General features: G+C 65.0%; 23 protein-coding genes, 1 other RNA gene and 1 pseudogene. 14 read left to right on the top strand and 11 right to left on the bottom strand.

The window, feature by feature from the left end; translation table 11 throughout:
* The first annotated feature begins 297 nt into the window (after positions 1–297).
* Positions 298–2,970, top strand: coding sequence for a flavin-containing monooxygenase (locus ACVMDN_RS25965; protein ID WP_076824099.1), 2,673 nt, complete (start codon positions 298–300; stop codon positions 2,968–2,970).
* A gap of 182 nt (positions 2,971–3,152) precedes the next feature.
* On the opposite strand, the gene ACVMDN_RS25960 is transcribed toward ACVMDN_RS25965, so the two are convergent.
* Both ACVMDN_RS25960 and ACVMDN_RS25955 read right to left on the bottom strand, forming a co-directional pair.
* Positions 3,153–3,995, bottom strand: a complete 843-nt coding sequence (locus tag ACVMDN_RS25960) for a GNAT family N-acetyltransferase (RefSeq protein ID WP_076824101.1) — start codon at positions 3,993–3,995, stop codon at positions 3,153–3,155.
* A gap of 266 nt (positions 3,996–4,261) precedes the next feature.
* A pseudogene (locus ACVMDN_RS25955) lies at positions 4,262–4,904 on the bottom strand (TetR/AcrR family transcriptional regulator).
* 188 nt (positions 4,905–5,092) lie between these two features.
* Between ACVMDN_RS25955 and ACVMDN_RS25950 the strand changes: the two are divergent.
* The 3 genes from ACVMDN_RS25950 (at position 5,093) to ACVMDN_RS25940 (ending at position 10,318) form a co-directional block, all read left to right on the top strand.
* Positions 5,093–6,379, top strand: coding sequence for an HlyD family secretion protein (locus ACVMDN_RS25950; RefSeq protein ID WP_076824105.1), 1,287 nt, complete (start codon positions 5,093–5,095; stop codon positions 6,377–6,379).
* A 47-nt stretch (positions 6,380–6,426) separates the two neighbouring features.
* Positions 6,427–8,016, top strand: a complete 1,590-nt coding sequence (locus ACVMDN_RS25945) for a DHA2 family efflux MFS transporter permease subunit (RefSeq protein ID WP_076824108.1) — start codon at positions 6,427–6,429, stop codon at positions 8,014–8,016.
* Between the two features lie 502 nt (positions 8,017–8,518).
* Complete coding sequence (locus tag ACVMDN_RS25940; protein ID WP_076824110.1) at positions 8,519–10,318, top strand: ABC transporter ATP-binding protein; 1,800 nt, start codon at positions 8,519–8,521, stop codon at positions 10,316–10,318.
* Between the two features lie 62 nt (positions 10,319–10,380).
* Here the strand turns inward: ACVMDN_RS25940 and ACVMDN_RS25935 are convergent, their stop codons facing one another.
* A complete protein-coding gene (locus tag ACVMDN_RS25935; protein ID WP_057014980.1) occupies positions 10,381–11,124 on the bottom strand; it encodes a sulfite exporter TauE/SafE family protein in 744 nt (247 codons plus the stop codon).
* 206 nt (positions 11,125–11,330) lie between these two features.
* Here ACVMDN_RS25935 and ACVMDN_RS25930 point away from each other — a divergent pair, with 206 nt between their 5' ends.
* Positions 11,331–12,059, top strand: coding sequence for an alpha/beta fold hydrolase (locus ACVMDN_RS25930; RefSeq protein WP_057014981.1), 729 nt, complete (start codon positions 11,331–11,333; stop codon positions 12,057–12,059).
* Here the strand turns inward: ACVMDN_RS25930 and ACVMDN_RS25925 are convergent.
* The 3 genes from ACVMDN_RS25925 to ACVMDN_RS25915 all read right to left on the bottom strand — a co-directional run bounded on the left by ACVMDN_RS25925 (position 12,040) and on the right by ACVMDN_RS25915 (position 13,463).
* Positions 12,040–12,261 carry a DUF2721 domain-containing protein gene (locus tag ACVMDN_RS25925; protein ID WP_141341411.1) on the bottom strand — a complete coding sequence of 74 codons (222 nt, stop codon included), beginning with the start codon at positions 12,259–12,261 and terminating at the stop codon, positions 12,040–12,042. The two genes, ACVMDN_RS25930 and ACVMDN_RS25925, sit on opposite strands and share 20 nt — an antisense overlap.
* A gap of 323 nt (positions 12,262–12,584) precedes the next feature.
* Complete coding sequence (locus tag ACVMDN_RS25920) at positions 12,585–13,112, bottom strand: hypothetical protein (protein WP_076824112.1); 528 nt, start codon at positions 13,110–13,112, stop codon at positions 12,585–12,587.
* Positions 13,113–13,283: 171 nt separating this feature from the next.
* Positions 13,284–13,463, bottom strand: a complete 180-nt coding sequence (locus ACVMDN_RS25915) for a hypothetical protein (protein ID WP_076824115.1) — start codon at positions 13,461–13,463, stop codon at positions 13,284–13,286.
* 223 nt (positions 13,464–13,686) lie between these two features.
* Between ACVMDN_RS25915 and ACVMDN_RS25910 the strand changes: the two genes are divergently transcribed.
* Both ACVMDN_RS25910 and ACVMDN_RS25905 read left to right on the top strand, forming a co-directional pair.
* Positions 13,687–14,706: a patatin-like phospholipase family protein gene (locus tag ACVMDN_RS25910; protein WP_057014984.1), complete on the top strand. Its 1,020-nt coding sequence runs from the start codon at positions 13,687–13,689 to the stop codon at positions 14,704–14,706.
* Positions 14,707–14,710: 4 nt separating this feature from the next.
* Positions 14,711–16,162 carry a GntP family permease gene (locus ACVMDN_RS25905; protein WP_057014985.1) on the top strand — a complete coding sequence of 484 codons (1,452 nt, stop codon included), beginning with the start codon at positions 14,711–14,713 and terminating at the stop codon, positions 16,160–16,162.
* A 169-nt stretch (positions 16,163–16,331) separates the two neighbouring features.
* Here the strand turns inward: ACVMDN_RS25905 and rnpB are convergent.
* Positions 16,332–16,747: RNase P RNA component class A (gene rnpB / locus ACVMDN_RS25900), an RNA gene on the bottom strand.
* 146 nt (positions 16,748–16,893) lie between these two features.
* On the opposite strand from rnpB, the gene ACVMDN_RS25895 reads away from it, so the two are divergent.
* Positions 16,894–17,793: a LysR family transcriptional regulator gene (locus ACVMDN_RS25895; protein ID WP_076824117.1), complete on the top strand. Its 900-nt coding sequence runs from the start codon at positions 16,894–16,896 to the stop codon at positions 17,791–17,793.
* 105 nt (positions 17,794–17,898) lie between these two features.
* Positions 17,899–18,333, top strand: a complete 435-nt coding sequence (locus tag ACVMDN_RS25890) for a PAS domain S-box protein (RefSeq protein WP_057014986.1) — start codon at positions 17,899–17,901, stop codon at positions 18,331–18,333.
* Between the two features lie 236 nt (positions 18,334–18,569).
* On the opposite strand, the gene ACVMDN_RS25885 is transcribed toward ACVMDN_RS25890, so the two are convergent.
* Together ACVMDN_RS25885 and ACVMDN_RS25880 are read right to left on the bottom strand one after the other, a co-directional pair.
* Positions 18,570–18,770, bottom strand: coding sequence for a hypothetical protein (locus tag ACVMDN_RS25885; RefSeq protein WP_057014987.1), 201 nt, complete (start codon positions 18,768–18,770; stop codon positions 18,570–18,572).
* 7 nt (positions 18,771–18,777) lie between these two features.
* On the bottom strand, positions 18,778–18,933 hold the full coding sequence (locus ACVMDN_RS25880) for a hypothetical protein (protein ID WP_176937094.1): 156 nt from the start codon (positions 18,931–18,933) through the stop codon (positions 18,778–18,780).
* 229 nt (positions 18,934–19,162) lie between these two features.
* Between ACVMDN_RS25880 and ACVMDN_RS25875 the strand changes: the two genes are divergently transcribed.
* Together ACVMDN_RS25875 and ACVMDN_RS25870 are read left to right on the top strand one after the other, a co-directional pair.
* The gene (locus tag ACVMDN_RS25875) at positions 19,163–19,516 is read left to right on the top strand and encodes a YciI family protein (RefSeq protein ID WP_057014988.1); all 354 of its coding nucleotides are present in this window, start codon (positions 19,163–19,165) and stop codon (positions 19,514–19,516) included.
* Between the two features lie 94 nt (positions 19,517–19,610).
* Positions 19,611–20,846 (top strand): RNA polymerase sigma factor, encoded by a 1,236-nt coding sequence (locus ACVMDN_RS25870; protein WP_076824119.1) that lies wholly within the window; start codon positions 19,611–19,613, stop codon positions 20,844–20,846.
* Between the two features lie 80 nt (positions 20,847–20,926).
* Here the strand turns inward: ACVMDN_RS25870 and ACVMDN_RS25865 are convergent, their stop codons facing one another.
* Positions 20,927–21,154: a hypothetical protein gene (locus ACVMDN_RS25865; protein WP_016840052.1), complete on the bottom strand. Its 228-nt coding sequence runs from the start codon at positions 21,152–21,154 to the stop codon at positions 20,927–20,929.
* Between the two features lie 120 nt (positions 21,155–21,274).
* Positions 21,275–22,141: an N-acetylmuramoyl-L-alanine amidase gene (locus ACVMDN_RS25860; protein WP_076824121.1), complete on the bottom strand. Its 867-nt coding sequence runs from the start codon at positions 22,139–22,141 to the stop codon at positions 21,275–21,277.
* Positions 22,142–22,721: 580 nt separating this feature from the next.
* Between ACVMDN_RS25860 and rsmH the strand changes: the two genes are divergently transcribed.
* From rsmH to ACVMDN_RS25845, 3 genes are read left to right on the top strand one after another with little or no spacing between them, the layout of a single operon-like run.
* Positions 22,722–23,717 (top strand): 16S rRNA (cytosine(1402)-N(4))-methyltransferase RsmH, encoded by a 996-nt coding sequence (rsmH, locus tag ACVMDN_RS25855; RefSeq protein WP_076824123.1) that lies wholly within the window; start codon positions 22,722–22,724, stop codon positions 23,715–23,717.
* A 2-nt stretch (positions 23,718–23,719) separates the two neighbouring features.
* A complete protein-coding gene (ftsL, locus tag ACVMDN_RS25850) occupies positions 23,720–24,169 on the top strand; it encodes a cell division protein FtsL (protein WP_057014992.1) in 450 nt (149 codons plus the stop codon).
* A gap of 11 nt (positions 24,170–24,180) precedes the next feature.
* Positions 24,181–25,938: a peptidoglycan D,D-transpeptidase FtsI family protein gene (locus tag ACVMDN_RS25845; protein ID WP_050385389.1), complete on the top strand. Its 1,758-nt coding sequence runs from the start codon at positions 24,181–24,183 to the stop codon at positions 25,936–25,938.
* Positions 25,939–25,964: the final 26 nt, after the last annotated feature.

Raw genomic sequence — 25,964 nt, 5'->3', positions numbered from 1 at the left:
CGGCGAAAGCCGGGACCCATAACCACCGATGGTCATCGTTGCGCGTCGATGGAACGACGAGTCCCGTCCACAACATCCGCCGCGGAGTATGGGTCCCGGCTTTCGCCGGGACGACATCAAAGTGTGCGGCGCCGTTCGTACCGCGTTGCGTCGTCACCAGTTGCGTCTACGCGCTGCGCGGCGCGCTCCAGGCCGCGGGCGTCACAATTGCGGCGACCTCTGATTGCGTTTGTCGTGATGACAAACTGAAGGCGCAGGGCTAGCCTTCCGTCAAATCAAAACATACGGAGGAATGGCATGCCAGACGCAGCAGTTGCAGCACGCGCTTCAGACTCCACGCAGAGCGGAACCACGCAGCAGGTCGACGTTGCGGTGGTCGGCGCCGGCTTCGCCGGACTTTACCTGTTGCATCGGTTGCGCAAGGCGGGCTTCTCGGCGGTCGCGCTCGAGGAGGGCGCCGATGTCGGCGGCACCTGGTACTGGAATCGTTATCCCGGCGCGCGCTGCGACATCCAGACCATCGACTACAGCTACACTTTCGATCCCGAGCTCGATCAGGCCTGGACCTGGTCGGAGAAATACGCGACCCAGCCGGAAATCCTGCGCTATCTCGGCTTCGTCGCCGACCGTTACGATCTGCGTCGCGACATCAGGTTCGGCACCAAGGTCACGCAGGCGACCTGGAATGATGCGACCTCGCGCTGGCAGATCTCGACCAACAACGGCGCCGACGTCTCGTGCCGCTACTACATCATGGCGACCGGCTGCCTGTCGTCGCCGAAGCCGCCGGAGATCGACGGCGTCAAGGACTTCAAGGGCGAGATCTATTTCACCGGCCGCTGGCCGCATCAGGGCGTCGATCTCAAGGGCAAGCGCGTCGCCGTGATCGGCACCGGATCGTCGGGCATTCAGTCCATACCGATCATCGCCGAGCAGGCCGCGCAGCTCACCGTGTTCCAGCGCACCCCGAACTTCGCGCTACCCGCGGGCAACGGCCCAGCGCCCGAGGATCGCAAGACCTATTTCGAGAGCGACCGTGCTGCCTATCGCGACCAGGCGCGCTGGTCGATGGCCGGCGTGCCCTATCCGCAGCAGACCGTGGTGAGCTGGCAATTGAGCGACGCCGAGCGCCGCGAGCGGTTCGAGAAGGCGTGGGCGGCGGGCGACCTCGTCCACATCCTGACCCAGCTCTGGGCCGACCAGGCGGTCGATGTCGACGGCAACAGACTGGTCGCCGACCTGATCCGCGAGAAGATCGGCGCCGTGGTCAAGGATCCGGAGACGGCGGCGGCGCTGGCCCCGCACGATCATCCGTTCGGTGCCAAACGTCCCTGCCTCGATACCAATTACTACGCGACCTACAACCGTCCCAACGTGACGCTGGTGAATCTGCGGCAGGAGCCGATTAAGGGGATCACCGCCAGCGGCATCTTCACCAACGGACGCAAGTTCGACGTCGACGTCATCGTGTTCGCCACCGGCTTCGACGCGATGACCGGGGCGATCATGGCGGTGCATCCGATCTCCGGCCGTGGCGGCAAGTCGCTGTCGGATGTCTGGGCGCACGGACCGCAGACCTATCTCGGCGTCACCGTCGCGGGCTTCCCCAATCTGTTCATGATCACCGGCCCCGGCAGCCCGTCGGTACTGTCGAACATGGCTGTCTCGATCGAGCAGCATGTCGATTGGGTGGTGGAACGGATCGCCGCGCTGCGCGACGCCGGCTTCACCACGATGGAAGCGACCGAGACCGCGCAGGCCGGCTGGGAACGGCACATGGCCGACTGCACGACGCTGACGCTGCACCGGCTCGCCAACACCTGGTACACGGGCGCCAACGTGCCCGGCAAGCCGCAAGGCGTGATGCCTTATACGGGCGGCGTCGGCCCGTATCGCAGCATCTGTAATGAGGTGGTCGGCCGCGGCATGCTCGGCTTCAAGCTCTCGGGTCCCGGCGTTGCCGAGCAGTGCAATGACGGCGAGATCGTGCGCCTGCAGCCGGATGTGCGGCTGGTGCTGAACCTGCTCGGTGAGATGAACCTGCCGCCGCTCGAGACGATGGGGGCGCAGGGCGCGCGCGACTTCCTCACCGAATTCAACAAGGGCCGCCCCTTTGGCCGCCCGGTCGGCGAGGTCGGCAGCGGCATGCTGCAGGGCGCGGACGGTCCGTTGCCGTACAAGCTCTACCGGCCGACGACGCCGGGGCCGCATCCGATCGTGGTGTATTTCCACGGCGGCGGCTGGGTGCTCGGCGACGAGATGTCGGACGATCCGTTCTGCCGCGACCTGTGCCGGCGCACCGGCATGATCATCGTCAGTGTCGGCTATCGCCATGCGCCCGAGCATCGCTTCCCGGCCGCGGCCGAGGACGGTTTTGCGGCGACGCGCTGGATCGCGGCCCATAGCGCCGAGCTCGGCGGCAGGGCAGGGCCGCTGCTGGTCGCGGGCTGGAGCGCCGGCGGCAACATCGCGGCCGTCACGTGCCAGCTCGCGCGCGATCGCGGCGGGCCCGAGATCGCGGGCCAGCTCCTGATCTGTCCGGTCACCGATTCCACATTCGACCGGCCGTCCTATGTCGACAACGCGACCGGCTATTTCCTGACCCGCGGGCTGATGTACTGGTTCTGGGATCTGTACTGCTCGCCGGCCGACCGCACCGACCCGCGCGTCGCGCCGCTGCGCGGCAAGCTCGAAGGCCTGCCGCCGACGTTCATCGCGACCAGCGAGTTCGATCCGTTGCGCGACGAGGGCATCGCCTATGGCGACGCGCTCGCCAAGGCCGGCGTCAAGGTCGAGCAGCTCAAGGCGCAGGGCCACTTCCACTCGTCGTTCGTGATGGTCGACGTCATCATCACCGGCGTTGCCGGCCGCGTGAAGATGGCGAAGGCGCTGCGGCGCTTCGCCGGCCTGCCCGAGGAGGTCGAGCAGGACAACGTCGCTACGCCGGAGGTCAACGCGGCGGCGAACTAGCTCGGGTTTGAATTGCAGCCGCGCTCCCTCTCCCGCTTGCGGGCACTTGCGGGGGAGGCGCGTTGCGAAAATATCGAAAACAACCCCATGCAAAGGAGCCGGCGGTGGCAGGCGTTCGACCTAGCCACTTGACACGTCGGGCAACCCACGGATATATTTCTAATATTCCGAAATCTCTCGCTCTAACCGAGCTCGAACGTCGTGACGCCGAACACGCGATCGATCCGGAGTGGCGGGATCGCGCCGGTATACATCCGCGCGGTCTCGAACACCGGCGACAGCCCGAGGCCTTGCGCCAGCGCGACGGCGTCGCGGTTGACCGCGGGGACATCGAGGAAGACCTCGCCGCTGCCCGCGCTCGCGAGCAATGCCGCGACAACGGCCTCGGCGCCGGCACGGTCATCGGCAACCAGCGGACCGATCTTGCGGCCGGTCCGGCACGGGCGGATCACGCCCCAGCCGGCCAGCCTGCCGTCGCGCATCAGCGCGCGCCCGACATGTCCTGACGTGTTGATCCAGGCGCGCAGGAATGCCGGCCGCGGTGCGGGAAACACAGTGGCGTCATCGGCTTCGATCAGCGCCATCGGCAGATCGGTCAGCGCGACGGTGCCGTCGCTCGGCGCGGATGGTGCAGCGACAGTGCCGCCGTAGCGCACATTGGCATAGGCGAGCGCGAAGCCGGACCTCTGGTAGTTCGCCTGCTGCGCCACCACGCCATCGAGCCCGATCACGCGCGGGCGCGCATGCGCGATGGCCGCATTCCAGATCTTCAGGCCATGGCCGCGGCCGCGCAGATCCGGACGCACGATGTAGAAGCCGAGGAAGGCAAATTGCGCGCCGTAATTGACGCAGGAGATCACCGCGGCCGGCTCGCCATCGAGCTCGCCGATGAAGAAGCCCTGCGGGTCCTCGGCGGCAAAGCAGGGCGCATCTGCGAGACCAGGATTCCATCCCTCCGCCGCGGCCCAGTCCACCGCGAGCGCGATCTCGTCCGGCTGCATCTGTCGGATGGTGAGGTCGTTCATGGTCGATCGCCTCGTCGTGCTGGAGTTATTGATCGTGCACATCGACGGCTGGAGAACAATACCCCCGTGACGATCTAAAGAATCTACGTCCGTCATGTTGATGAGGCTGCCAACGAGTCCGCGCAAAGCGCGGCCCGATGATAAACTCCGCAGCCGTCTCAAGCACGACGGCCACCAGCCGGGCCGCGCATGCTTCGAGGCTCGCTACGCGAGCACCTCAGCATGACGGGACGAAGAGCGCGCTGGTCCGCGATAAGACGTCGATCTCACCCGGCCTTCGGCCGGTACGCCGCGAAGAACACGCGCGTCGCGCTGTCGACGACGGTTGCGATCCGCTCCGGCGAGGGCGACGGCTTGGCCTGGAAGATGAACGCCTGGAACAGCGTCGCCTGGCACATCTGCATGAATTGCCAGGCCGCGAGCTGGTAGTCGTCGATCACGAGCTCGCCGAGCGCGGCGCGCGCCTCGAGATAGGCGGCGAAGCGGTCGACGGTGTGGGCGATGACGTGGGTGTAGAACCGGCTGCCGAGCTCGGGCATCCGCTCGGCGATCGCCATCACGGTGCGGATCGCCGAGCCGCCGCCGGGCCGGCACAAACACCGCGACATAGGCGCGGCCGAATTCGGGGAGGGTGGTGTCGACGTCGCGCGCCGGATCGAAATTGAAGGCGACCTTGCCCTGCTCGAGCTTTTCCTCCTCGACGATCGCCGCGAACAGCCCGGCCTTGTCGGGGAAATAGACGTAGAGCGTGCCCTTGGAGACGCCGGCAGCGCGCGCGATCTCGCCCATGCTCGCGCCGTCAAAGCCGAGCTCCAGGAATATCTTACGGGCGCCGTCCAGGATCTGGCGGCGTTTCGACGATTCCTCCTCGCCGACGGACTGGAGGGAGGTTCGGGGCGCTGCAACCATTGATTTAGCTTCTCGGGAGAGAACTCAACCCAAAGTAGGAAAGGGAAGAATCGAAGCTTTATAATCTAGCGGGCGGGAATGTATATTGACCGAACCGTTCGGTCAATGGTATCTTGGGAGTGACGATGCGCCGCACGGCCCTTATTCCGCCATCGCGCGCGTCAAGATTTTTGTGGGGAGCCTCGGCCATGGCCGCAGCACGGGATCAGGCTGCACGCATTGTTCGTTCCGAGCCTGAGATGGCCGAGGACGCGATCGCGCGCGATGCATCCGCCGATCTCGGCGAGCAGGGCCGGGCTGATGAAGCCAAGCGTCCCGCGGAGGCGCCGCCCGCGTCTGCGCCCGAGCAGCCGGCGGCTTCGCCCGCTGCGGCGCCGGCGCCGAAATCCGGCAGGCGCAAATTCGTGATGATGGGCGTGGTCGGCCTGCTCGCGCTCGCTGCCGCGGGCTATGCCGCCTATTACCTGATGGTCGGGCGCTTCTACGTCTCGACCGACGATGCCTATGTCCGCGCCAACAACTCCATGCTCGGCGCGCGCGTCGCGGGCCATATCACGGCGATCCTGCCCGGCGACAACGCGCTGGTGCGCGCAGGCGACGTAATCTTCCGGATCGATGATGGCGACTACCGTATCGCGGCCGACGCCGCGCGCACCAGGATCGCGACCCAGCAGGCGACGATCGAGCGCATCGGCCGCCAGGTTGCGGCGGCGGCGAGTTCGGTCGAGCAGGCGCAGGCCCAGCTCGTGTCCGCTCAGGCCGGCCTGAAGCGCGCCGATCTCGATTTCGATCGGCAGCAGGCGCTCAGCACCAAAGGTTTTGCCTCGCGTGCCACCTTCGAAGTCTCGGAGGCCGGCCGTGATCAGGGCGCGGCCAGCGTGCGGTCCGCGCAGGCGGCCTATGATGCGGCCAAGGACAATGTCGAGGTGACCAAGGCGCAGCAGGCCGAGGCCCGCGCCCAGCTCGCCGAATTGCAGACCCAGCTCGCCAAGGCCGAGCGCGATCTCGAATTCACCAATGTCCGTGCGCCGGTCGACGGCACCTTCTCCAACCGCCTGGTCAACACCGGCGACTATATCAATGTGGGCCAGCGGCTCGGCAACGTGGTGCCGCTCGACGGCGTCTACATCGACGCCAACTATAAAGAGACCCAGCTCAAGCGCATCCGCACCGGGCAGCGGGTGACGATCAAGGTCGACGCCTACGGCTTCCGCAAGTTCACCGGCCTCGTCGACAGCATTTCGCCGGCGGCGGGCTCGGTGTTCACGCTGCTGCCGCCCGACAACGCCACCGGTAACTTCACCAAGATCGTGCAGCGCCTGCCGGTCCGCATCCGCGTGCCTGCCAGCGTCGCCAAGCAGGGCCTCTTGCGCGCCGGCATGTCGGTCTACACCACCGTCGACACCCGCGAAGGCGCGGCCGATGCCGACGCCGAAACTGATCTCGACGCGCCGATGATGATCCATCCGCAGTGATGTCTTGAAGCTTCGGACAGAGTCCGAGGCTCGGAGCCGATGAGCCCATGGCTGATACGACCACTGCTTCGCCCTCGATGATGACCGGCGCCCCGGAGTCCGAGCGCATCCAGCCGAAGCGGCTGGTTGCCTTCATCATCATGGTGTTCGGCATGTTCATGTCGATCCTGGACATCCAGATCGTCTCGGCCTCGCTGTCCGAGATCCAGGCCGGCCTGTCGGCATCCTCGACCGAAGTGTCGTGGGTGCAGACCGCCTATCTGATCGCCGAAGTGATCGCGATTCCGTTGTCCGGATTCCTGTCGCGCGCGCTTGGCACGCGGCTGTTGTTCGCGATCTCCGCGTTCGGCTTCACCGCCTCGAGCCTGCTGTGCGGCTTCGCCTCCTCGATCGAGCAGATGATCCTGTGGCGCGCGCTGCAGGGTTTTCTCGGCGCCGGCATGATCCCGACGGTGTTCGCCTCGGCCTACACGATCTTCCCGCGCACCAAATTCCACATCGTGGCGCCGATCATCGGCCTCGTCGCGACGCTGGCGCCGACCGTTGGCCCAACCGTCGGCGGCTACATCACGGATCTGATGTCGTGGCACTGGCTGTTCTTCATCAACATCGTGCCCGGCGTCATCATCACGGCAGGCGTGCTGGCGCTGGTCGATTTCGACCAGCCGAACTTCGCGCTGCTCGAGCGCTTCGACTGGTGGGGCCTGATCTTCATGGGCGGCTTCCTCGGCTCGCTTGAATATGTGCTGGAGGAGGGGCCGCAATATGAGTGGCTGCAGGACACTTCGGTCGCTGTCTGCGCCGCGATTGGCTTCGTCTCGGCGGTCGCGTTCTTCTGGCGCGTCTTGACCGCGGAGGAGCCGATCGTCGATCTCTACGCCTTCAGTAACCGCAACTTCGCGGTCGGCTGCGTGCTGCAGTTCTGCATCGGCATCGGGCTCTATGGCCTGACTTATGTCTATCCGCGCTATCTCGCGGAGGTTCGCGGCTACAGCGCGCTGATGATCGGCGAGACCATGTTCGTCTCCGGCGTCACCATGTTCTTGATGGCGCCGGTGGTCGGGCGGCTGATGCAGAAGGTCGATTTGCGCTACATCATCGCCTTCGGCCTCGTGACCTTCGCGCTCGGCTCCTGGCAGATGACCTGGATCACCCGCGACTATGATTTCTACGAGCTGCTGCTGCCGCAGATCCTGCGCGGCATCGGCATGATGTGCGCCATGGTGCCGACCAACAACATCGCGCTCGCGACGTTGCCGCAGGATCGCGTCAAGAACGCCTCCGGCCTGTTCAACCTGATGCGCAACCTCGGCGGCGCGGTAGGTCTCGCCGTCATCAACGAGGTGCTCAACGACCGCACCGATCTGCACATCTCGCGGCTGCATGACCGCGTGACCTGGGGCAACACCACCGCGGTCGAGACCCTCAACATGTTCACCCAGCGCATGCAGGGCATGGGCGATTCCGCCGTCATGGCGATGAAGCAGCTCTCGCAGATCGTGCACCGTCAGGCAGCGGTGATGGGCTATGGCGATGCCTTCTTCATGCTGTCGCTGTTCTATGTCGCGCTCAGCCTTCTGGTGCTGTTCGTCAACAAGCCACCGTCGATGACCGCGAGCGGCGGCGACGCGCATTAGGTGTCATCGGTTTTCGTATCCCGCATGAGCGAAGCGACATGCGGGACCGATCTCGGCAGTTCATCACTGAGCGTGACGCGGCCCCGGATATCGCTTCGCTCATCCGGGCTACGAAAGTGTGCCGTTGTCGCCGGGCTGAGTGCATCGCATCGGCGCGCGGGCTGCGCCCGGTCCCGTGAATAGCTGATATCGCCGACACATTGACGCACTCACGCCGATGTTACCTTGCCAATCGCGCGTGATGCATTTATAAGCAGCGCTTCCTTACTCGAACCGGGGAGATGCGCATGAAGTCGTTTATTTCGCAGATCGCGCGCCCGCGTTCGACGGTGCTGGACGCGTTTAGGCGTTAGCTCCCGGCGCTGACCGGGCCTGATCCCCGATCAGCAAAACTTCCCAACACGCTATCGACAATTTCCAGCGGCGCTCGCGGTCGGATTCTGCCCGCACGTCGCCTCAGATGGAGCCGGCACGCGCTGCAAAAGCGTGGCCGGAATGTGCCATGACCTCTCTGACGACCAAGCGGCCGGCCGCAATCCGGATCGTGCTTCCCTTTGTCTTCCGCCATTGGCTGGAACAGCCGCTGCGTGCCTCCGCGGTGACGGCCGGATTCCTCGGCGCAACCGCGGCCGACCTGTTCATGCCGGTGTTTTCCGGCCATCTGGTCGACGCGCTGACCGCGGGCGCCACCAATGCGGCCGCGCGCCATGCGGCGATGCTGGCGTTCGGCGCCATCGTCGGCCTCGGCGCGCTGTCGCTGGTGCTGCGGCTGGTCGGCATCCAGACCATCGTGCCGTTCACGCTGAAGACGATGTCCGATGTCGGGCAGCAGGCCTTCATGCGGGTGCAGCGCTTCTCGACCGACTGGCACGCCAATTCGTTCGCCGGCTCCACCGTGCGCAAGATCACGCGCGGCATGTGGGCGCTCGATTTGCTGAACGACACCATCCTGATGGCGCTGCTGCCGTCGGTCGTGGTGCTGGTCGGTTCGATGATCCTGCTCGGCGTGCATTGGCCGCAGCTCGGCGCGGTGATCGCGGTCGGCTCGGTGATCTATGTCGCGATGACCATGGTGTTCCAGGTGCGCTACGTCGCGCCTGCCGCGCGCGTTTCCAATGCGTGGGACACCAAGGTCGGCGGCACGCTGGCCGACGCCCTGACCTGCAACGCGGTGGTGAAGTCGTTCGGCGCGGAGACGCGCGAGGACGTGCGGCTCGACGGCGTCATCAGCCGCTGGCGCCGACGGGTGCGGCGCACCTGGTTCCGCTACAACCACACCTCGACGGCGCAGCTCGTGGTGCTGCTGTGCTTCCGCGCCTCGGTGATCGGTGGTGCGATCCTGCTGTGGGCGCAGGGCCGCGCCACGCCGGGCGACGTCACCTATGTGCTGACCAGCTACTACATCATCCACGCCTATCTGCGCGATGTCGGCATGCACATCAACAACCTGCAGCGTTCGGTGAACGACATGGAGGAGCTGGTGCAGATCCATGGCGAGCCGCTTGGCATCGTCGACGCGGATGATGCTGGAACGATCGACATCCAGGGCGGCCGCATCGTGTTCGACGACGTCACGTTTCACTATGGCGGCCATCGCCGGCCGCTCTATGACGCCCTGTCGGTCGACATCGATGCCGGCGAGCGGGTCGGCCTGGTCGGGCGCTCCGGCTCCGGCAAGACGACCTTCGTCAAGCTGGTGCAGCGGCTCTACGACGTCTCCGCTGGCCGGATCCTCATCGACGGTCAGGACATCGCCAAGGCGACGCAGCAATCGCTGCGCAGCCAGATCGCGATCGTGCAGCAGGAGCCGATCCTGTTCCACCGCACCCTGGCGGAGAACATCGCCTATGGCCGGCCGGGCGCCGGCATGGAGGCGATCGAGCAGGCGGCGCGGCTTGCCAATGCGCACGACTTCATCATGCGGCTGCCGAAGGGTTACGGCACGCTGGTGGGCGAGCGCGGCGTCAAGCTGTCGGGCGGCGAGCGGCAGCGCGTGGCGCTGGCACGCGCCTTCCTGGCCGATGCGGCGATCCTGATCCTGGACGAGGCGACCTCGAGCCTCGATTCGGAATCCGAGGCGCTGATCCAGCAGGCGATGGAACGGTTGATGAAGGGCCGCACCTCGATCGTGATCGCGCACCGGCTGTCGACCGTGCGCAGCATGGATCGCATCCTGGTGTTCGACCGCGGCGAGATCGTCGAGCAGGGCACCCATGAGGTGCTGGCCGCGCGTCAAGGCGGCATCTATCGCGGCCTGTTCGAGCGTCAGGCGACCGAGTTCGGTCAGGCCGCGGCGGAGTGAGATGGCGCATGGCTGGAGCGTCGGTTCTGATTGGATCAGAACCGACGCTCACGCAGCGCCCGCTATTTCGGCGCCAGTCCGTTCCACACCAGCGCGACGCCGGACAGGAACAGCAGCAGCAGCACGACGTCGGAGAAATTGCGGTCGCTGAGCGCGTGATAGAGCCGCGCGCCGAGCCAGGCGCCGAGCAGTGTCCCCGGAAACGCGCACGCCACCAGCCAGATCAGCTCGGGCTTCGCCAGGCCGCTTGCGATCTGCACGCAAAGCGCGGCCGCCAGGATCGTGAAGTTGAAGATCTGGAACACGCCGCGGCGCTGCTGTTTGCCCCAGCCGCGCACGCTGGCCCACAGGATCGGCAGCGGGCCGGACAGTCCGGCGAGGCCGCCGAGGATGCCGCCGGCAAATCCGATCGCGCCATCGGCCCATTTGCCGCCGAAGGCGATCGACATCGGCTTGCGCTGCAGGAACAACGCGGTCGGAAACACCAGCAGGAAGACGCCGATCGTCAGCTTGAAGACCTCGGGGTCGGCCCGCGCGATCAGCAGGATGCCGATCGGCACGCCCGCGAGGCCTGCGATGACGAACGGCCAGACCAGGCGGAAATCGATGCTCTTCCAGATCGACGGCAAGGTCGAGAGCTGCGCGATGACCGAGCAGACCAGCACGAGCGGCACCGCGAGTGTCGGCGGCAGCACATAGAGCCAGATGCCGAGCGCCATCAGCGCGGTGCCGAAGCCGGCAAGGCCGGAGACGAAACCGCCGGCAAGCGCGCCGAAGAACAGGATCGCATAGCTTGCCGGGGTCATTTTTTCTCCTTCGTCATTCCGGGATGGTCCGAAGGACCAGACCGCAGGCGCGCAATCGCGCACCGGGGAATCTCGAGATTCCGGCTTCGATGCTGGCGCATCGCCCCGGAACGACGGTGGTGTTTGGCGCCACGTTTACACAACGCGTCTCGCAGGTACTATTCAAAATCGCGGCTCATCAACGATAATCGGAACGGAAGCATCCCATGACTTCAGGCTCGCCCGCGAATTCGCAAAAAACCTTTCTGGTCTGTCACGGCGCCTGGTCGGCAGGCTGGGCATGGAAGAAGATGCATCCCCTGATGCAGGCCGCCGGCCATCGGCTGGTCACGCCGAGCTACACCGGGCTTGGCGAGCGCGCGCACCTTGCGCATCAAGGACTCGACCTCGAGGCGCATATCCAGGATGTGCTTAGCGTCATCAGTTACGAGGACCTGCACGACATCGTGCTGATCGGGCACTCCTATGGCGGCATGGTCGCGACCGGCGTCGCCGACCGGGTGCGCGAGCGCATCGCGCAGATGATCTATATCGACGCTTTCGTGCCGCGCGACGGCCAGTCGCTGTTCGATCTCAACGAATCGGCGATCGAGACCATGCGTGAGTTCGCGAGCGACGGCGACGGCTGGCGTATTCCGCCGATGCCGGTGCCGCCGGACACGTCGCCCGCCGACGTCGCATGGCTGAGCGCGCGGCGCGTCGACATGCCGATCAAATGCTTCGAGCAGAAATTGCGGTTGAAGCACGGCGAGACCAGCCTGCCGCGCAGCTACATCTACGCCACCCGCGCCACGCAGGCCGACACGTTCGGCCAGTTCGCCCGGCGCATCAGGAACGAAGCCGGCTGGCGCTATTTCGAGATCGACGCCAGCCACTCGCCGAACGTCACCGCACCGGAGGCGCTGATGGCGATGCTCATGGAGATTGTTTCCTGAGGCGATTTCTAGCGATCCAGATCGTATTCGTGCACGGCAATCCTCGTTCACGGACGAGATCTATCAGCGCTGCGGTGAAAGATCCGAGCGCTACGATAAAAAGTATGGCGACACCATATTCGTGCCGCAGCTGGAAATAGGTACTGACGAATGCCACGATCACCAGCAGGCACGTCGGGATGGCGCTTATTGTGGAGAACATGATAGGCGATTGAGGAACTCGGCGCGGCGCCTCAGCCGGGGCATGTCTCTCTTACGCCCTGTTTTGGCATCATCGCCGTCCGGGACCGCATCAAGAGCTTGTATCCGGTCGGTCACGCGGTTCATGCGGGAGATCAGCGTCCGGATTGGGTTTGAGGTTCTGGCGGGCACTGATTGACTGGCGGTTGCATTGACCAATGCCGCTGAAACGCCGCGCCCTGTCCGCTTCAGCATGCGGCAGGCCGCGCGCAACCGCGACGGCTGGCGTATGCTGCGGGATGCCGATGCCGCGCCGGAATCAATCAGCCGCTTGTTTGCCCGGGATCATGCACCGCGCGCGTCGCGGACGGCTTGAGCGACCTTTGTCGCCTGCGATACGCGTCCGATCTTTGCGCCTGCAATGATCTTTCGTCGGCGTTCGCTTGGCTTCGACGCCATGCCTTCGTCCGCGGTGCCTCCTGCCGGGGGACGCGTCGTGAAGTTCGCGGCCCGGTGCAGCGCGAGGGCCTTTCGCGCTGCTTCGACATGTGCGGTCCGGGCTGCCAGATTGTGCTGACGCCTCAGCTCCGTGTTGACCCGTTTCAGCGCTGCCGCGAAGACCTGTTTTCGCTCTGACGCATGCTTGGCGGTTCCTGGAAAGCTCGTGCCGCGAGCCTCGGCCTTTCCGCGGCTCTCTCGCTGCTTCTGTCGGCCGACCGTTCGCTCCTTATCGCGCATCTTGCGCAAGCGGGGTCGCATGGCCTCGAGCTCGCTCACCTCAACGCCGTAGATGGCGGGATGATGCGTCAGGCGGATTTCCTCATATTCTTCGTGGCTGAGGATGCTGCGTTCGAACTTGCAGGCGACCGACATTCCTATTCCTCCTCTTGATCTTCTTGAATCTCGGGGCAGAAGGACACGTCCAGCTCTGGCGGATCATAGCTGCAATGCCGCGGGATGGCCAATCTGCCACTATCCAAACTCGGCCAGCGCTTCGATCGCAGTGATCGATTGTCTTGCTATAGCGTCAAAGCACAGTGGCTCCTACTTTTCTGCGTCGTTGTCCTTGAGACGAATCCCCTCAGTGCGCAGAGCCGCAAAGAGAGCCGCGATATCTTCGGGCTCCATATTGTTGGGGCACATCCCGTTCAGTTGCTCGGTCGTGATCGTGCCGGTGCTGCTGGCGATGTCTCTTGCCTTCGCCATGATCTTCTGAAGGTCCATCTGCGATCCTCCGCGAGAGGCACACTCTACGCCCGCCACCCCATGCATGTCGCCTTTTAAGAAAGGTGGGCTGTGGCGGCACTGAAGCGATCGGTTCGCTTCGAGTTGAGATAATATCGTTCGAAGTTCGCCATCGGAACTAGGCAGCGACCGCAACTTTGTCTCGCATGTTCGGTTGAACTGCGACATAATGAGCGCCTCGCGTGCTGGTGAGCATGGATTCATGAACCGCAGCCCCGTGCTCGTAGACCTGGCGCTTCAAGGTGGGGGATCGCACGGTGCGTTCACGTGGGGTGTCCTGGATCGGCTTCTCGAAGAACCTTGGTTTCAGATTGCGGGCATATCCGGGACATCGGCCGGAGCGATGAACGCAGCCGTGCTGGCGGATGGTTGGACCGCGGGCGGCGCTGCCGGCGCACGCGAAGCGCTTGAAAAATATTGGCGAAGCGTCTCGCGCGCCGCCGCATTCAGTCCGTTGCAACGGTCGCCGCTCGACCGCCTGATGGGACGCTGGTCGCTTGACAGCTCCCCGGCCTATCTCTTTACCGATTTGATGTCGCGGATGCTTTCACCCTACGACCTCAATCCGCTTGGCTTCAATCCGCTACGCGACATATTGAACGACAGTATCGATTTCGAGCGTCTTGCACGCGCGCCGATCAAGCTCTTCATCACCGCCACGCGCGTGCGTACGGGCCGCGGACGGATTTTTCGCAACGCGGAGATTACCGCGGAAGTCCTGCTCGCGTCGGCTTGCTTACCAACGATGTTTCGCGCGATCGAGATCGATGGCGAGCCCTATTGGGACGGCGGCTACGCGGGCAATCCCACGATTACACCGCTCGTCCGCGAGACCGACGCGCGCGACACCGTCGTCGTCCAGATCAACCCGACCGAGCGTCCGGAGCAGCCGCGCACGGCCGCTGACATTCTCAACCGGCTTAACGAGATCTCGTTCAACTCGCCGCTGGCAAAGGAGCTGCGGATGATCGCGTTGCTTCGCCAGGTCGCCGATCCCGGTACAGGGGAAGGCGCCCGCTGGGCGCAGATGAAGACGCACCGGATCAAGAGCGACATGCTCGCGACGTTCGGTTCGTCATCCAAGCTCAATGCCGAATGGGCGTTCGTGGCCAAGCTGCACGAGGAAGGGCGGCGAGCCGCCGGCGAATTCCTCGACGCCCATGGCGCCGATCTCGGTGAGCGTTCGACGGCGGATCTCGATATTCTGCTGGCGGAGTGCTGAGACGATGGGTCTTCTCGGCATTCTCGTCGGGCTTGGACTGCTGGTCTGTCTTGCTTTCCGCGGTTGGAGCGTGCTGCTGCTCGCGCCGCTCTGTGCGCTGGTGGCCGCAGCCTTCGGCGGCGAGCCGCTGCTTGCCAACTGGACGCAGACCTTCATGGGTAGTGCGTCGGAGTTTCTCGCGCAGTTCTTCCCTATTTTTCTGCTTGGCGCCGTGTTCGGAAAGCTCATGGATGACAGCGGCGCAGTCGCGGCGGTCGCGGGCTTCATCTCCCGGTGCCTGGGCGAACGCCGGATCATCCTTGCGGTCGTGCTCGCAGGCGCACTGGTCACCTATGGCGGCGTCAGCCTGTTCGTCGCCTTCTTTGTCATCGTTCCGATGGCGCAGTCGCTGTTTCGCACGGCGGGGATTCCACGTCGTCTGGTACCGGCGGCGGTCATTCTCGGGACTTCGACCTTCACCATGTCGGCGCTGCCGGGCACGCCGTCGATACAGAATGCGATACCGATGCCTTTCTTCGGCACGACCCCCTTTGCCGCACCGGGCCTCGGCGTTGTCGCCTCGATCATCATGCTGAGCGTCGGGCTGTGGTGGCTGCTTCGCGCGGAGAAGGCAGCGCATCGCGCAAAAGAGGGGTATGGCGACGAGCCGCCGGTTCCGGCGGATGCAGCCGACGATGAGCTGTTGCGCGAGCGGGCTACGACGGCGCGAGAATTCGACCCGGCGGAGCTCCGCCACGGATATCACAGCGATGCCGCCGTCCCGATTTTCAACGCCATCCTTCCCCTGATCGTCGTCGTCGCCGTCAATCTGGTGATGTCGCTGGTTGTGCTGCCTCGGCTTGATTTCTCGTTCCTGGCCGAACAGCGGTGGGGAAATACATCACTGGCTGCCGTGGCCGGTGTCTGGTCAGTTGTCGTGGCGTTGGCGGGAGCGATCGTGACGGTCATCCTCTGCAACTGGACGCGGCTGCCCGCACTGCGACGAACGATGGATGCCGGTGCCAACGCGTCGGTCCTGCCGGCGCTGAGCGTCGCAAGCCTTGTCGGATTCGGCGCCGTTATCGCCTCGCTTCCCGCCTTCGGCGTGGTGCGGGACTGGGTGTTGCGAATTGAAGGCGGTCCATTGGTGTCGCTCGCGGTCGCGACGAACATCCTTGCGGCGCTGACGGGGTCGGCTTCCGGCGGCTTGACGATCGCGCTCGATGCGCTGGGACGGACCTATATGGACCTTGCCGCGGAGGCGGGTATTGACCCCGGCCTGTTGCATCGCGTCGCGGTGATCGGTTCGGGAACGCTGGACATTCTACCTCACAACGGCGCTGTCGTTAGCCTGCTTGCGATCTGTGGGCTCAAGCATCGCGATAGCTATCTCGACATTGTCATGGTCGGCATTGTGAGTTCTGTCATTGCACTCGCAGCGGTGATTGCGATCGGCACCGCATTCGGGTCGTTCTGACGCAAGACGATGGGTTGGCTCTACTTCCCGCCGGCGCGCGTAGCTGGAACGATGCTGATCTGAAAATGGCGAGGGGCCCGGCGTGTCGCGCCGAGCCCCTCATGGTCCATCTTCAAGACGCGTTTTCTTCACGCGAACCGGAAATCCACTTCGCTCGAAAACGCTTTAGAATATCAGCCGGCCTGTAAGCCGGGTTCTGTAGGGCACCATTCTCGCGAATGGTACGCGACGGCCATTCCTCTGGGACAAGGTTTGCACCTTGCCTCGGGCAACCTACCCGGACAGCGGGCCTGACATCGCCCTGCGGTGTTATCGCGCGTGCGCGAACTAACCGCGTTGCCGTCCCTATTCGGTTTTGCTCCCGGTGTGGTTTGCCATGCCATCTCCGTTGCCGGAAACGCGGTGCGCTCTTACCGCACCTTTTCACCCTTTACTTCCTCCGAGGAGGGAGCGGTTCGTTCTCTGTGGCACTTTCCCTGGGGTCGCCCCCGCCGGATGTTATCCGGCACCGCATGTCGATGGAGCCCGGACTTTCCTCCCCCGCGGCCTTTCGGCGCTTGCGGGAGCGGCCGTCCGGCCGACTGACGGGTTACGCATGCGGGCTTTGGCCGCCCGCGTCAAGCGATTGCGATGGTTAACCCCTGGCCCGGCGCCCGGCGGGTCCTCGATTTTGACATTCGCAGAGGAGGGGCCTTTGATATCGATTTGATCGATCCAAAGGTCGAGGCGCCATGGATACCGAACTGGCCCGGACGTTCCTGACGGTGGTGAGCGCCGGCAACTTCATCACCGCGGCGGAGCGGCTGCATGTCAGCCAGTCGACCGTCAGCACCCGCATCCACACGCTCGAGCAGCAGCTCGGCTGCGTGCTGTTCGTGCGCAACAAGGCCGGCACCAAGTTGACGCCGGCCGGCCGGCAGTTTCAGCGCCACGCCTCGGTGCTGGTCCGCACCGTCGAGCAGGCGCGCCATGATGTAGGAATCCCCAAGGGATTTTCCGCGACGCTGGTGGTCGGCGGCCGCATCGGACTTTGGGAAGAGTATCTGCTGCGCTGGCTGCCGCTGATGACGCGGGCGCATCCCGACATCTCGATCCGCGCCGAGAGCGCGCTCGAGCCCGAGCTGATGCAGGGGCTGGTCGAGGGACGCATCGACATCGGCGTGATGTACACGCCGCAGAGTCGCCCTGGCCTCAAGGTCGAGCAGCTGTTCGAGGAGCAGCTCATCCTGGTGTCGACCGATCCGAAAAGCGCACCGGAGCCGGGACCGCGCTATGTCTATGTCGATTGGGGCCCCGAATTCTACGCGCGTCACGCCACGCTGTTTCCGAATTTCGCCGGCCCCGCGCTGACGGTGAATATCGGCTGGCTCGGATTGCAGCATCTTTTGGAGAATGGCGGCTCTGGCTTCTTCGCGCGTCGTATCGTGGAGCCGCTCCTGAAGGCGCGGCGGCTGCACGCCGTCGCCGGCGCACCTGGCTTTGCGATGCCCGCCTATGTCGCCTATCCGGCTGACAGCCAGGACGATCATCTGGCGCGCGCGGTCGAGACCATGCATCGGCTTGCCGCGTCGCAGGTTAATGCGAGCGCGGACCTGCCGCGGTCCAGGCCTGCCGCGCGGCGGCGGCGCTGACCGCGATTTCTATCGGCATCTCCGATCGATTCCATCGGCTTTCTTCGCTTGTCAGCGCAAACGTCCGCGTTCACAGCAGGATCGGGATCAGCAGGAGGTCAAACGATGGATATTGCGGCAGAAGTGGGAGACGCGTTGCTCAAGGGAGCCTCCGACGCGATCGTTGCGACCGATGTCGAAGGCCGTATCAGCTTGTGGAATCCCGGCGCGGTCAGGATGTTCGGCTTCAGCGCCGAGGAGGCGATCGGACAATCGCTCGATTTGATCATTCCGGAGAATCTGCGCGCGCGTCACTGGGCCGGCTTCCGGCACACGATGGCGACCGGGACGAGCCGTTACGGTCAGGGCGATCTGCTGTCGGTGCCGGCGCTGACCAGGCACGGGACGCGCATCTCCGTCGAATTCACCATCGAGATGCTGCACGATGCGGCGCACAAGGTCGCCGGCACCGTCGCGGTGATGCGCGACGTGACCAAGCGTTTCGAGGAGCTCAAGGAGTTGCGGCGCCGCGCCGCGCAGCAGGCCGCGACATCGTCGTAAAGGCTGGGAAGCCATGCCGTCATTGCGAGGAGCTCGCGACAAAATTGCGAAGCAATTTTGCGCTGAAGCGACGAAGCAATCCATCGCTCCGCACATGCGACAGATGGATAGCTTCGCGAAGCCTGTCATCGGGCGCGCGTTCGCGCGACCCGGTGGCTCGCAGTGACGCGGATAAGGCTACAAGCAAATGCCAGGTTCTCGGTCATCCCCTCCGGAGCCGATCACGGCCGCTGGAGCTACTTTCCCGATCGCAGGCGGGTCTCCGCCAGCGCGGTCACAAGGCCGATGACCAGCATCGAGGCCACGATGTCGGCTTCCGCACCGAAACCAAATGCGATCACCGTCGCTGCGGCTACCGCCGCAAGGATCGCGATGGTCAGCCCTTCGTCGGCGATCAGCTGACGCAACGCCTTCAGGCGCGTGATGCCCCGTTGCATTGCCTGCTCACACGCCGAGCGGATTGCCGCCCGCGGCGATGTTCGAGGCGACCTGACTGGCGTGGTGGCGCGGTTTCGCCACGATCCGGCTGCGCAGGATTCGGTACAGCATCGACAGCAGGAGCCGGGAAAGGCGTGTGGCTGTCTGCGGCAGTGGTGTCATGGCGAAAGTCCTCCGGGCATCCGAAGGCTACGCGCTGCCATGAATTTAACAAACGAATAATATTGGGGATTACTATCGGATTATCCGATATAAGCTGGCTCTGCGGCCCGCCGGGCCGGTGAGACATTCACGCCGGGCGGCCAAAATAATTTATCCTGACGATGTCGTCCTGCGTGTCGCCCGTTCGACTGGGTGTCGGCGATCCAGCCGATCAAGAGGAGTTCTCAAGATGCAATATCTGTTGCTGATCTACCGGAGCGACGCGGAATATGGCCGCATGAATGCCGACGACCGCAAGGCCCTGTCGGCGGAATATGGCGTCTACACCCAGTCCATCATCCAGAGCGGACACTTCAAGGCGGGTGACGGGCTGCAGCCGGTGTCGACCGCGACCACCGTTCGGGTGCGCGACGGCAAGACGCTGACAACCGACGGGCCGTTTGCGGAAACCCGCGAACAACTCGGCGGCTATTATCTGGTCGATGCCAAGGATCTCGACACGGCGCTCGGCCTCGCGGCGCGGATTCCCGGCGCCAAGACCGGCTCGATCGAAGTCAGGCCGGTGATGATCTACGACAAGTGATGGTTTCGTCGTTCCGGGGCGTGCGAAGCGCGAACCCGGAACCTCGAGATTCCGGGTTCGATGCTTCGCATCGCCCCGGAATGACGGTGAGACCATGACCCCCAGCCAGATCGAAAAAGTGTTTCGCGACGAGGCGGGCCGGGCGCTCGCAACGCTGATCCGTCTCGTCGGCGATTTCGACCTGGCCGAAGATGCGCTTCAGGATGCTTTTGCCGTGGCGCTGCAGCGCTGGCCGATCGGCGAATTCCCCTCCAATCCGCGTGCCTGGCTGGTCAATGTCGGCCGCAACAAGGCGATCGACCGCGTTCGCCGCGCGGCGACGTTTCGCGGCAAGCAGCAGGAACTGACGCATCAGATCCTGCTCGATGCAGAGTCCTCGCCCGAGCCGGCCGATGCAACGCTTGACGACGACATGCTGCGGCTGATCTTCACCTGCTGCCATCCGTCGTTTGCGGCGGAGGTCCAGGTCGCGCTGACCTTGCGCACGGTGTGCGGGCTGACGACGGTCGAGGTCGCGCGCGCCTTCCTGGTGAGCGAGGACGCCATGGCGCAGCGCCTCTTGCGCGCCAAGCAAAAGATAAAACTCGCCGGCATTCCCTATGAGGTGCCGGAGCGTGAGGCGCTGGAGCCGCGCCTCACCGGCGTGCTCGCGGTGATCTACCTCGTCTTCACCGAAGGTTATGCGGCGACCGCCGGCGAGGATCTGATGCGGCCCGATCTTGCCCGCGAGGCGATCCGGCTGGCGCGGCTGATCGATGCGCTGATACCGGCGCGCGGCGAGATCAAGGGGCTGTTGGCGCTGATGCTGCTGCATGATGCGCGCCGCGCCGGCCGCCAGACCGCCGGCGGCGATATCGTGCTGCTCGAGGAGCAGGACCGTTCGCTGTGGGATTTCCAGCAGATCGCCGAAGGCCTCGAACTGGTCGAGGAGGCGCTGCGGATGCCGGGCCGGCCGCAGTCCTACGCCGTGCAGGCGGCGATCGCCGCGCTGCACGCGCGGGCGCCGAGTTACAAGGACACCGACTGGCCGCAGATCGCCGGTCTTTACGAGGTGCTGCTGCGCATCAGCCCGTCGCCGGTGATCGAGCTCAATCACGCCGCCGCGGTGTCGATGGTCGATGGTCCGGCGCGCGCGCTCGACCTGATCGACGCGCTGGACGCGCGCGGCACTTTGAAGGGATATGACCAGCTGCCCGCGGTGCGCGCCGACCTGCTGCGCCGCCTCGGCCGCAAGGATGAAGCGCGGCAGGCCTATCTCGCCGCAACGGCAGCCACGCAACTCGAACCGCTGCGCCGGCTCTATGCGCGGCGCATCGCCGAGATGGGGTGACGCACCCCATCTCTTGCGTGGCCAGTGACGGCGCGCCATTCATCCACGATGGTCAGCGCGCCGTGAGGCGTTGAGCGTGCTCAGTACCCTGTCTTTGCCTTGGCGCCGGTGCTCGATTGCCCGGTCGTCGTCCCCTTCGACATGCCGGTCGTGGTGCCGGGTGCCATCTTCTTCTGCGCGTGATGGACCTTCTGGGTCTTGTGATGGGTCGACGACATGGTCTTGCTTTGGGTCGACATAGCGCCAGCGGCTGCCGGAGCGACAATGAGGCCGACGGCGGCGGCTCCTGCGATCAGTGCTTTGAACATGGACGAATCTCCACTCGGACCGCCCCACCTACAAAGACCGCTCATGCCGAAAAGTTCCAACGTGCACGCACACTTGGCCGGTAAATGCACCGCTCCTCGCGACGACGGACGGAGGCGAGCCTAGCTCGACGCGACCACCGTCGCCGCATCCGGCGGCAGGCTCTCGAGCAGCGCGTGCAGTGTGGCCATGGTGGAACGGTCGGCGATCCCGTCGATGCGCTCCGGGCGGAAGTGGCGCTGGAAGGCGGTGACGACCTCCATGGTCGGGCCGTCGAACTTGCCGTTGGTCGGGATGTTGTAGCCGTAGCGCCGGAACGCGGCCTGCATGTTGGAGACGCTGTCGCTGATCGCACCGAGCTGCAGCGCGTCGCCGCGCACGATCGGCGCCGGCTGCACCCAGTGCCCGACGCCGGAATTGGCCAGCGAGTGCCACGGGAATTTCTCGCCGGGATCCTTCTTGCGCGCCGGTGCCACGTCGGAATGGCCGAGCACGCGATGCGGGACCACCTTGCGGCGAAGCATGATGCCGCGGCACAGCGCGATGACAGCCGCGATCTGGCGCAGCGGAAAATCCGGATAGCCCCAATCGTGGCCGCGATTGACGATCTCGACGCCGATCGAGCAGGAGTTGATGTCGTCATCGCCAGCCCACGCGGACACGCCGGCGTGCCAGGCGCGCTTGCTCTCCGGCACGCACTGCACGATGCGGCCGTCCTCGAGCACGATGTAGTGCGCCGAGACCTCGGTGCCGGCCGTGCACAGCTGGGTGATCGCACCCTCGACGTCGGGCATGCCGGTGTAGTGCAGCACGATCATGTCGGGTTGCCGGCCATTGGCGCGATCGCCGAAGTTCGCCGACGGGATCACGTCGGAGGCGATCGAGGAATCCGGCGTGAACGTCTTCGCGTCCGCCACCCCCTTTGGAACAGGGAGGGCGCGCTGACGCTTCGAATCAGCGTTGCCGGACGAAGACGAACTTGAAGCCATACGAATCACTCAAACCCGAACCAGGAGAAAGCATTTTGACATATGGATAAACAAATAGGCGTTTACTATTCCTTTACCGTGCGGGCCGCGCAATCGACCCCTGCCGGTTCCACGATCCGCATGATGCGCTGCGCCATTGTGCCCGGAGCGGGTCGCCAGCGTATCACTCGAATGCGGATCAAAGCCGCGCGATTCCGCTAACCGATCATCAACGTTTTCTTAACGTTAAGTGCCGTTACTGAGAGGTGAAGTGCCGAACCGGTTTCGGGGGACGGCCAAAGGACGCTGAGCCCCGCTGTTTGCGCGAAATCCCATGGAAACCCTCCCAATTCCGGTCGGATATCAGGATTTGCGGCCGAGAACGGGAGTTGGCGCTGGCGTCACGCAGCGGCTTTTTCACGCGTTTTCGAGCGAAGTGGATACCGGTTCGCGTGAAGAAAACGCGTCAAGACAGGAATCCAGAGCCCCGTTCCGATCCAATCGGAACGAAGAAGGCTCTGGGCGCGAGGATTCGAGGCGCAATGAGTCGGCGCGCACCCAGCTTGCATGCCAGTTACGCGGCCCCGCCCGGGAGCGGCGCATGAGCGAGCGTGCGCCGCGTCACATTTCGGTGCTGGGCCGCGAGGCGGTCGCGCATCTCGCTCCGCGCGCCGGCGGCATTTATGTCGACGCCACCTTCGGTGCCGGCGGCTACAGCCGGGCGATCCTCGATGTCGCCGAGACCCGCGTGATCGGCATCGACCGCGACCGCACCGCGATAACCGGCGGCTTCGATCTGGTCGACGGCGCGGGCGGTCGGCTGACGCTGGTCGAGGACCGCTTCTCCAACCTCGCCGAGGTCTGCGCGTCGCACGGGGTGGATAAGGTCGACGGCGTCGTGATGGATGTCGGCGTCTCCTCGATGCAGCTCGACCAGGCCGAACGCGGCTTCTCATTCCGGCTCGGCGGTCCGCTCGACATGCGGATGGCCCAGAGCGGCCCGACCGCGGCCGACGTGGTCGCGTCGGCTTCCGAGAAACAGCTCGCCGACATCATCTATATCTTCGGCGAGGAGCGGCATTCGCGCGGCGTCGCCCGCGCCATCGTCGCCGCGCGCAAGGACGCGCCGATCACGACGACCGACGCGCTTGCCGATATCGTCGCGAAGGTCGTGCGCGCCAAGCCGAACGAGATCCATCCGGCGACGCGGACCTTTCAGGCGCTGCGCATCTTCGTCAATGAGGAGCTCGATGAACTGCACGAGGCGCTCGCAGCGGCCGAGCGCGTGCTGAAGCCGGGCGGCCGGCTCGTCGTGGTTTCGTTCCATTCGCTGGAAGACCGCATCGTCAAGAATTTCCTCAGCCTGCGCGGCAAGGTCTCCGCCGGCTCGCGGCATTTGCCCGAAATGGCGCAAGCGGCGCCGAGCTTTCAGATCCTGACCAAGCGTCCGGTGACGCCCGGTGAGGCCGAGCTTGCCGCCAATCCGCGCGCGCGATCGGCCAAGCTGCGTGCCGCCGAGCGCACCGCGGCGCCGGTGCACGCCGACGACGACCTGCCGTCATGGCCCCGCCTGTCCGACCTGAAGCGGGGAGGGTGACGATGCGCCTTCTCCATCTCCTCGTCATCGGCATGCTGATCTTCGCGGCGTCGTATGTCTATCGCATCAAGATGGAATCGACCGCGCGCGTCGAACGCGTGCTGCAGCTCAATGCCGAGATCCGCGAGCAGCGCAATGCGATCGCCGCGTTGCGCGCCGAATGGGCCAAGCTCGATGCGCCGCTCCGGCTGCAGGGCCTCGCCGAGCGCCATCTGCCGCTGAAGCCGGTCAACGCCAACCAGTACGATTCCCTGAAGAACCTGCCGGAGCGGCCGCCGAGCTTCACGCGGCCCGGTTCGCGCGATCCGATCGGCGCGATGATCGACACCATCGAGGCCGCCGCGGCGCCCGACAGCACCACCGGATCGATCGACAAGGCGGCGACCGACCAGCCGGCCGCCGACCAGCCCGCGCTCGACGACTCCGGGCAGGGCGGGGGAGACCAGCAATGACGGGACCAGCCATGACCGATCCGGCACCCGCCAACACACCGGCCGTGAAACCCGCCGAGCCCTGGAACCAGCGGCTGATCCGCACGCTGCTGTATGGCAGCAATGTCGACCGCGCCGCCAAGGCGCGCGCGCGCGTTGGTCTTGCCATCCTCGCTTTCGCCGCGGTGTATTGCGTGCTGGCCGGACGTCTCGTGTTGTTCGCCGTCGGCGCCGACAGCCATGGCGCGCGCCGCACCGCCTCGCAGGACGCCATCGCGACCGCGAGGCCCGACATCACCGACCGCAACGGCGAAATCCTCGCCACCGACGTCAAGGCGCCGAGCCTGTTCGCCGAGCCGCGCCGCCTGATCGACAAGGACGAGGCGATCGAGCTCTTGACCGGAGCCTTGCCCGATCTCGACACCAGCGAGGTGCGTGACCGCCTGTCGTCGCGCAAGGGCTTCGTCTGGCTGAAGCGCGAGATCACGCCGAAGCAGCAGAGCGACATCCATCGCCTCGGCCTTCCCGGCGTCGGCTTCCTGCGCGAGAACAAGCGAGTCTATCCGACCGGCAACGAGGTCGCCCATCTGATCGGCCTCGTCAACATCGACAACCAGGGCATCGCCGGCATGGAGAAGTGGCTGGACAGCAACGGTCTGGCCGATCTGCATCGCGCGGGCTTCGCCACCGACCGGCTGCAGAAGCCGGTGGAGCTATCGGTCGACCTGCGCGTCGAGCACGCGCTGCGCGACGAACTGCTCAAGGCGAAGGAGAAGTTCAAGGCCAAGGCCGCCTCCGGCCTCGTCTCCAACGTGCGCACCGGCGAGATCGTGGCGATGGTGTCGCTGCCGGATTTCGATCCGAACAATCCGAAGGAGGCGCACGATCCCGATCGCATCAACCGCCTGACCACCGGCGTCTACGAGATGGGCTCGACCTTCAAGGCGTTCACGCTGGCGATGGCGCTGGATAGCGGCCGGTTCGACCTCAACTCGATGTGGGATGCGCGTGGCCCGCTGCACTACGGCAAGTTCGCGATCCATGACGATCACAACATGGGCCGCATGATCAACATGAAGGAGGTGTTCTACTATTCCTCCAACATCGGCGCCGGGCGCATTGCGCTGGCGATGGGCGTCGACGCGCACAAGGCGTTCCTGCGCAAGATGGGCCAGCTCGAGCGGCTGCGCACCGAATTGCCGGAGAGCGCCTCGCCGATCGTGCCGAAGAAATGGGGCGAACTGAACACCGTCACCATCTCGTTCGGTCACGGCATCGCGGTGGCGCCGCTGCAGGCGGTGATGGGCATCGACGCGCTGGTCAATGGCGGCTACCTGATCCCGCCGACCTTCCTGAAGCGCACCGAGCAGGAGGCGATGGCGCTCGCCAAGCGCGTCATCAAGCCCGAGACCTCGGACAAGATGCGCTATCTGATGCGGCTCAATGCCGAGATCGGCACCGCGAAGAAGGCCGACGTCAAGGGCTACTATATCGGCGGCAAGACCGGCACCGCGGAGAAGGTGATCAACGGCCGCTACGCCAAGAAGCGCGTGCTCAACGCATTCACCGCGATCCTGCCCGCCGACAATCCGAAATACCAGCTGCTTATCATGCTCGACGAGCCGCAGCCCCTGAAGGAAACCTACGGGTTCATCACCTCGGGCTGGAATGCGGTGCCGACCGGCGGCAATGTGATCGCCCGAATTGCGCCGCTTTTGGGCGTTGAACCGCGATTCGACCTGCCGCCGTCCGACCGCCTTATTCTTGCGGCATCCAGAACAACCCAGTAAGGCGTATACTCACGCGGCGCCAGAAC

Source organism: Bradyrhizobium sp. USDA 4510, assembly GCF_054059095.1.
Note: the sequence above shows the minus strand (reverse complement) of the source record. Positions and strands in the feature narration are given on the sequence as shown.

What these genes read in the sequence shown, in the direction of transcription:
- ACVMDN_RS25910 (WP_057014984.1), top strand. Translation starts at nt 13,687, where the DNA reads ATGAACCGCAGCCCCGTGCTCGTAGACCTGGCGCTTCAAGGTGGGGGA.
- ftsL (WP_057014992.1), top strand. Translation starts at nt 23,720, where the DNA reads ATGCGCCTTCTCCATCTCCTCGTCATCGGCATGCTGATCTTCGCGGCG.
- ACVMDN_RS25875 (WP_057014988.1), top strand. Translation starts at nt 19,163, where the DNA reads ATGCAATATCTGTTGCTGATCTACCGGAGCGACGCGGAATATGGCCGC.
- ACVMDN_RS25880 (WP_176937094.1), bottom strand. Translation starts at nt 18,933, where the DNA reads ATGACACCACTGCCGCAGACAGCCACACGCCTTTCCCGGCTCCTGCTG.
- ACVMDN_RS25935 (WP_057014980.1), bottom strand. Translation starts at nt 11,124, where the DNA reads ATGACCCCGGCAAGCTATGCGATCCTGTTCTTCGGCGCGCTTGCCGGC.
- ACVMDN_RS25860 (WP_076824121.1), bottom strand. Translation starts at nt 22,141, where the DNA reads ATGGCTTCAAGTTCGTCTTCGTCCGGCAACGCTGATTCGAAGCGTCAG.
- ACVMDN_RS25865 (WP_016840052.1), bottom strand. Translation starts at nt 21,154, where the DNA reads ATGTTCAAAGCACTGATCGCAGGAGCCGCCGCCGTCGGCCTCATTGTC.
- ACVMDN_RS25870 (WP_076824119.1), top strand. Translation starts at nt 19,611, where the DNA reads ATGACCCCCAGCCAGATCGAAAAAGTGTTTCGCGACGAGGCGGGCCGG.
- ACVMDN_RS25945 (WP_076824108.1), top strand. Translation starts at nt 6,427, where the DNA reads ATGGCTGATACGACCACTGCTTCGCCCTCGATGATGACCGGCGCCCCG.
- ACVMDN_RS25960 (WP_076824101.1), bottom strand. Translation starts at nt 3,995, where the DNA reads ATGAACGACCTCACCATCCGACAGATGCAGCCGGACGAGATCGCGCTC.
- ACVMDN_RS25885 (WP_057014987.1), bottom strand. Translation starts at nt 18,770, where the DNA reads ATGCAACGGGGCATCACGCGCCTGAAGGCGTTGCGTCAGCTGATCGCC.
- ACVMDN_RS25940 (WP_076824110.1), top strand. Translation starts at nt 8,519, where the DNA reads ATGACCTCTCTGACGACCAAGCGGCCGGCCGCAATCCGGATCGTGCTT.
- ACVMDN_RS25965 (WP_076824099.1), top strand. Translation starts at nt 298, where the DNA reads ATGCCAGACGCAGCAGTTGCAGCACGCGCTTCAGACTCCACGCAGAGC.
- ACVMDN_RS25890 (WP_057014986.1), top strand. Translation starts at nt 17,899, where the DNA reads ATGGATATTGCGGCAGAAGTGGGAGACGCGTTGCTCAAGGGAGCCTCC.
- rsmH (WP_076824123.1), top strand. Translation starts at nt 22,722, where the DNA reads ATGAGCGAGCGTGCGCCGCGTCACATTTCGGTGCTGGGCCGCGAGGCG.
- ACVMDN_RS25845 (WP_050385389.1), top strand. Translation starts at nt 24,181, where the DNA reads ATGACCGATCCGGCACCCGCCAACACACCGGCCGTGAAACCCGCCGAG.
- ACVMDN_RS25930 (WP_057014981.1), top strand. Translation starts at nt 11,331, where the DNA reads ATGACTTCAGGCTCGCCCGCGAATTCGCAAAAAACCTTTCTGGTCTGT.
- ACVMDN_RS25905 (WP_057014985.1), top strand. Translation starts at nt 14,711, where the DNA reads ATGGGTCTTCTCGGCATTCTCGTCGGGCTTGGACTGCTGGTCTGTCTT.
- ACVMDN_RS25925 (WP_141341411.1), bottom strand. Translation starts at nt 12,261, where the DNA reads ATGTTCTCCACAATAAGCGCCATCCCGACGTGCCTGCTGGTGATCGTG.
- ACVMDN_RS25950 (WP_076824105.1), top strand. Translation starts at nt 5,093, where the DNA reads ATGGCCGCAGCACGGGATCAGGCTGCACGCATTGTTCGTTCCGAGCCT.
- ACVMDN_RS25915 (WP_076824115.1), bottom strand. Translation starts at nt 13,463, where the DNA reads ATGGACCTTCAGAAGATCATGGCGAAGGCAAGAGACATCGCCAGCAGC.
- ACVMDN_RS25895 (WP_076824117.1), top strand. Translation starts at nt 16,894, where the DNA reads ATGGATACCGAACTGGCCCGGACGTTCCTGACGGTGGTGAGCGCCGGC.
- ACVMDN_RS25920 (WP_076824112.1), bottom strand. Translation starts at nt 13,112, where the DNA reads ATGTCGGTCGCCTGCAAGTTCGAACGCAGCATCCTCAGCCACGAAGAA.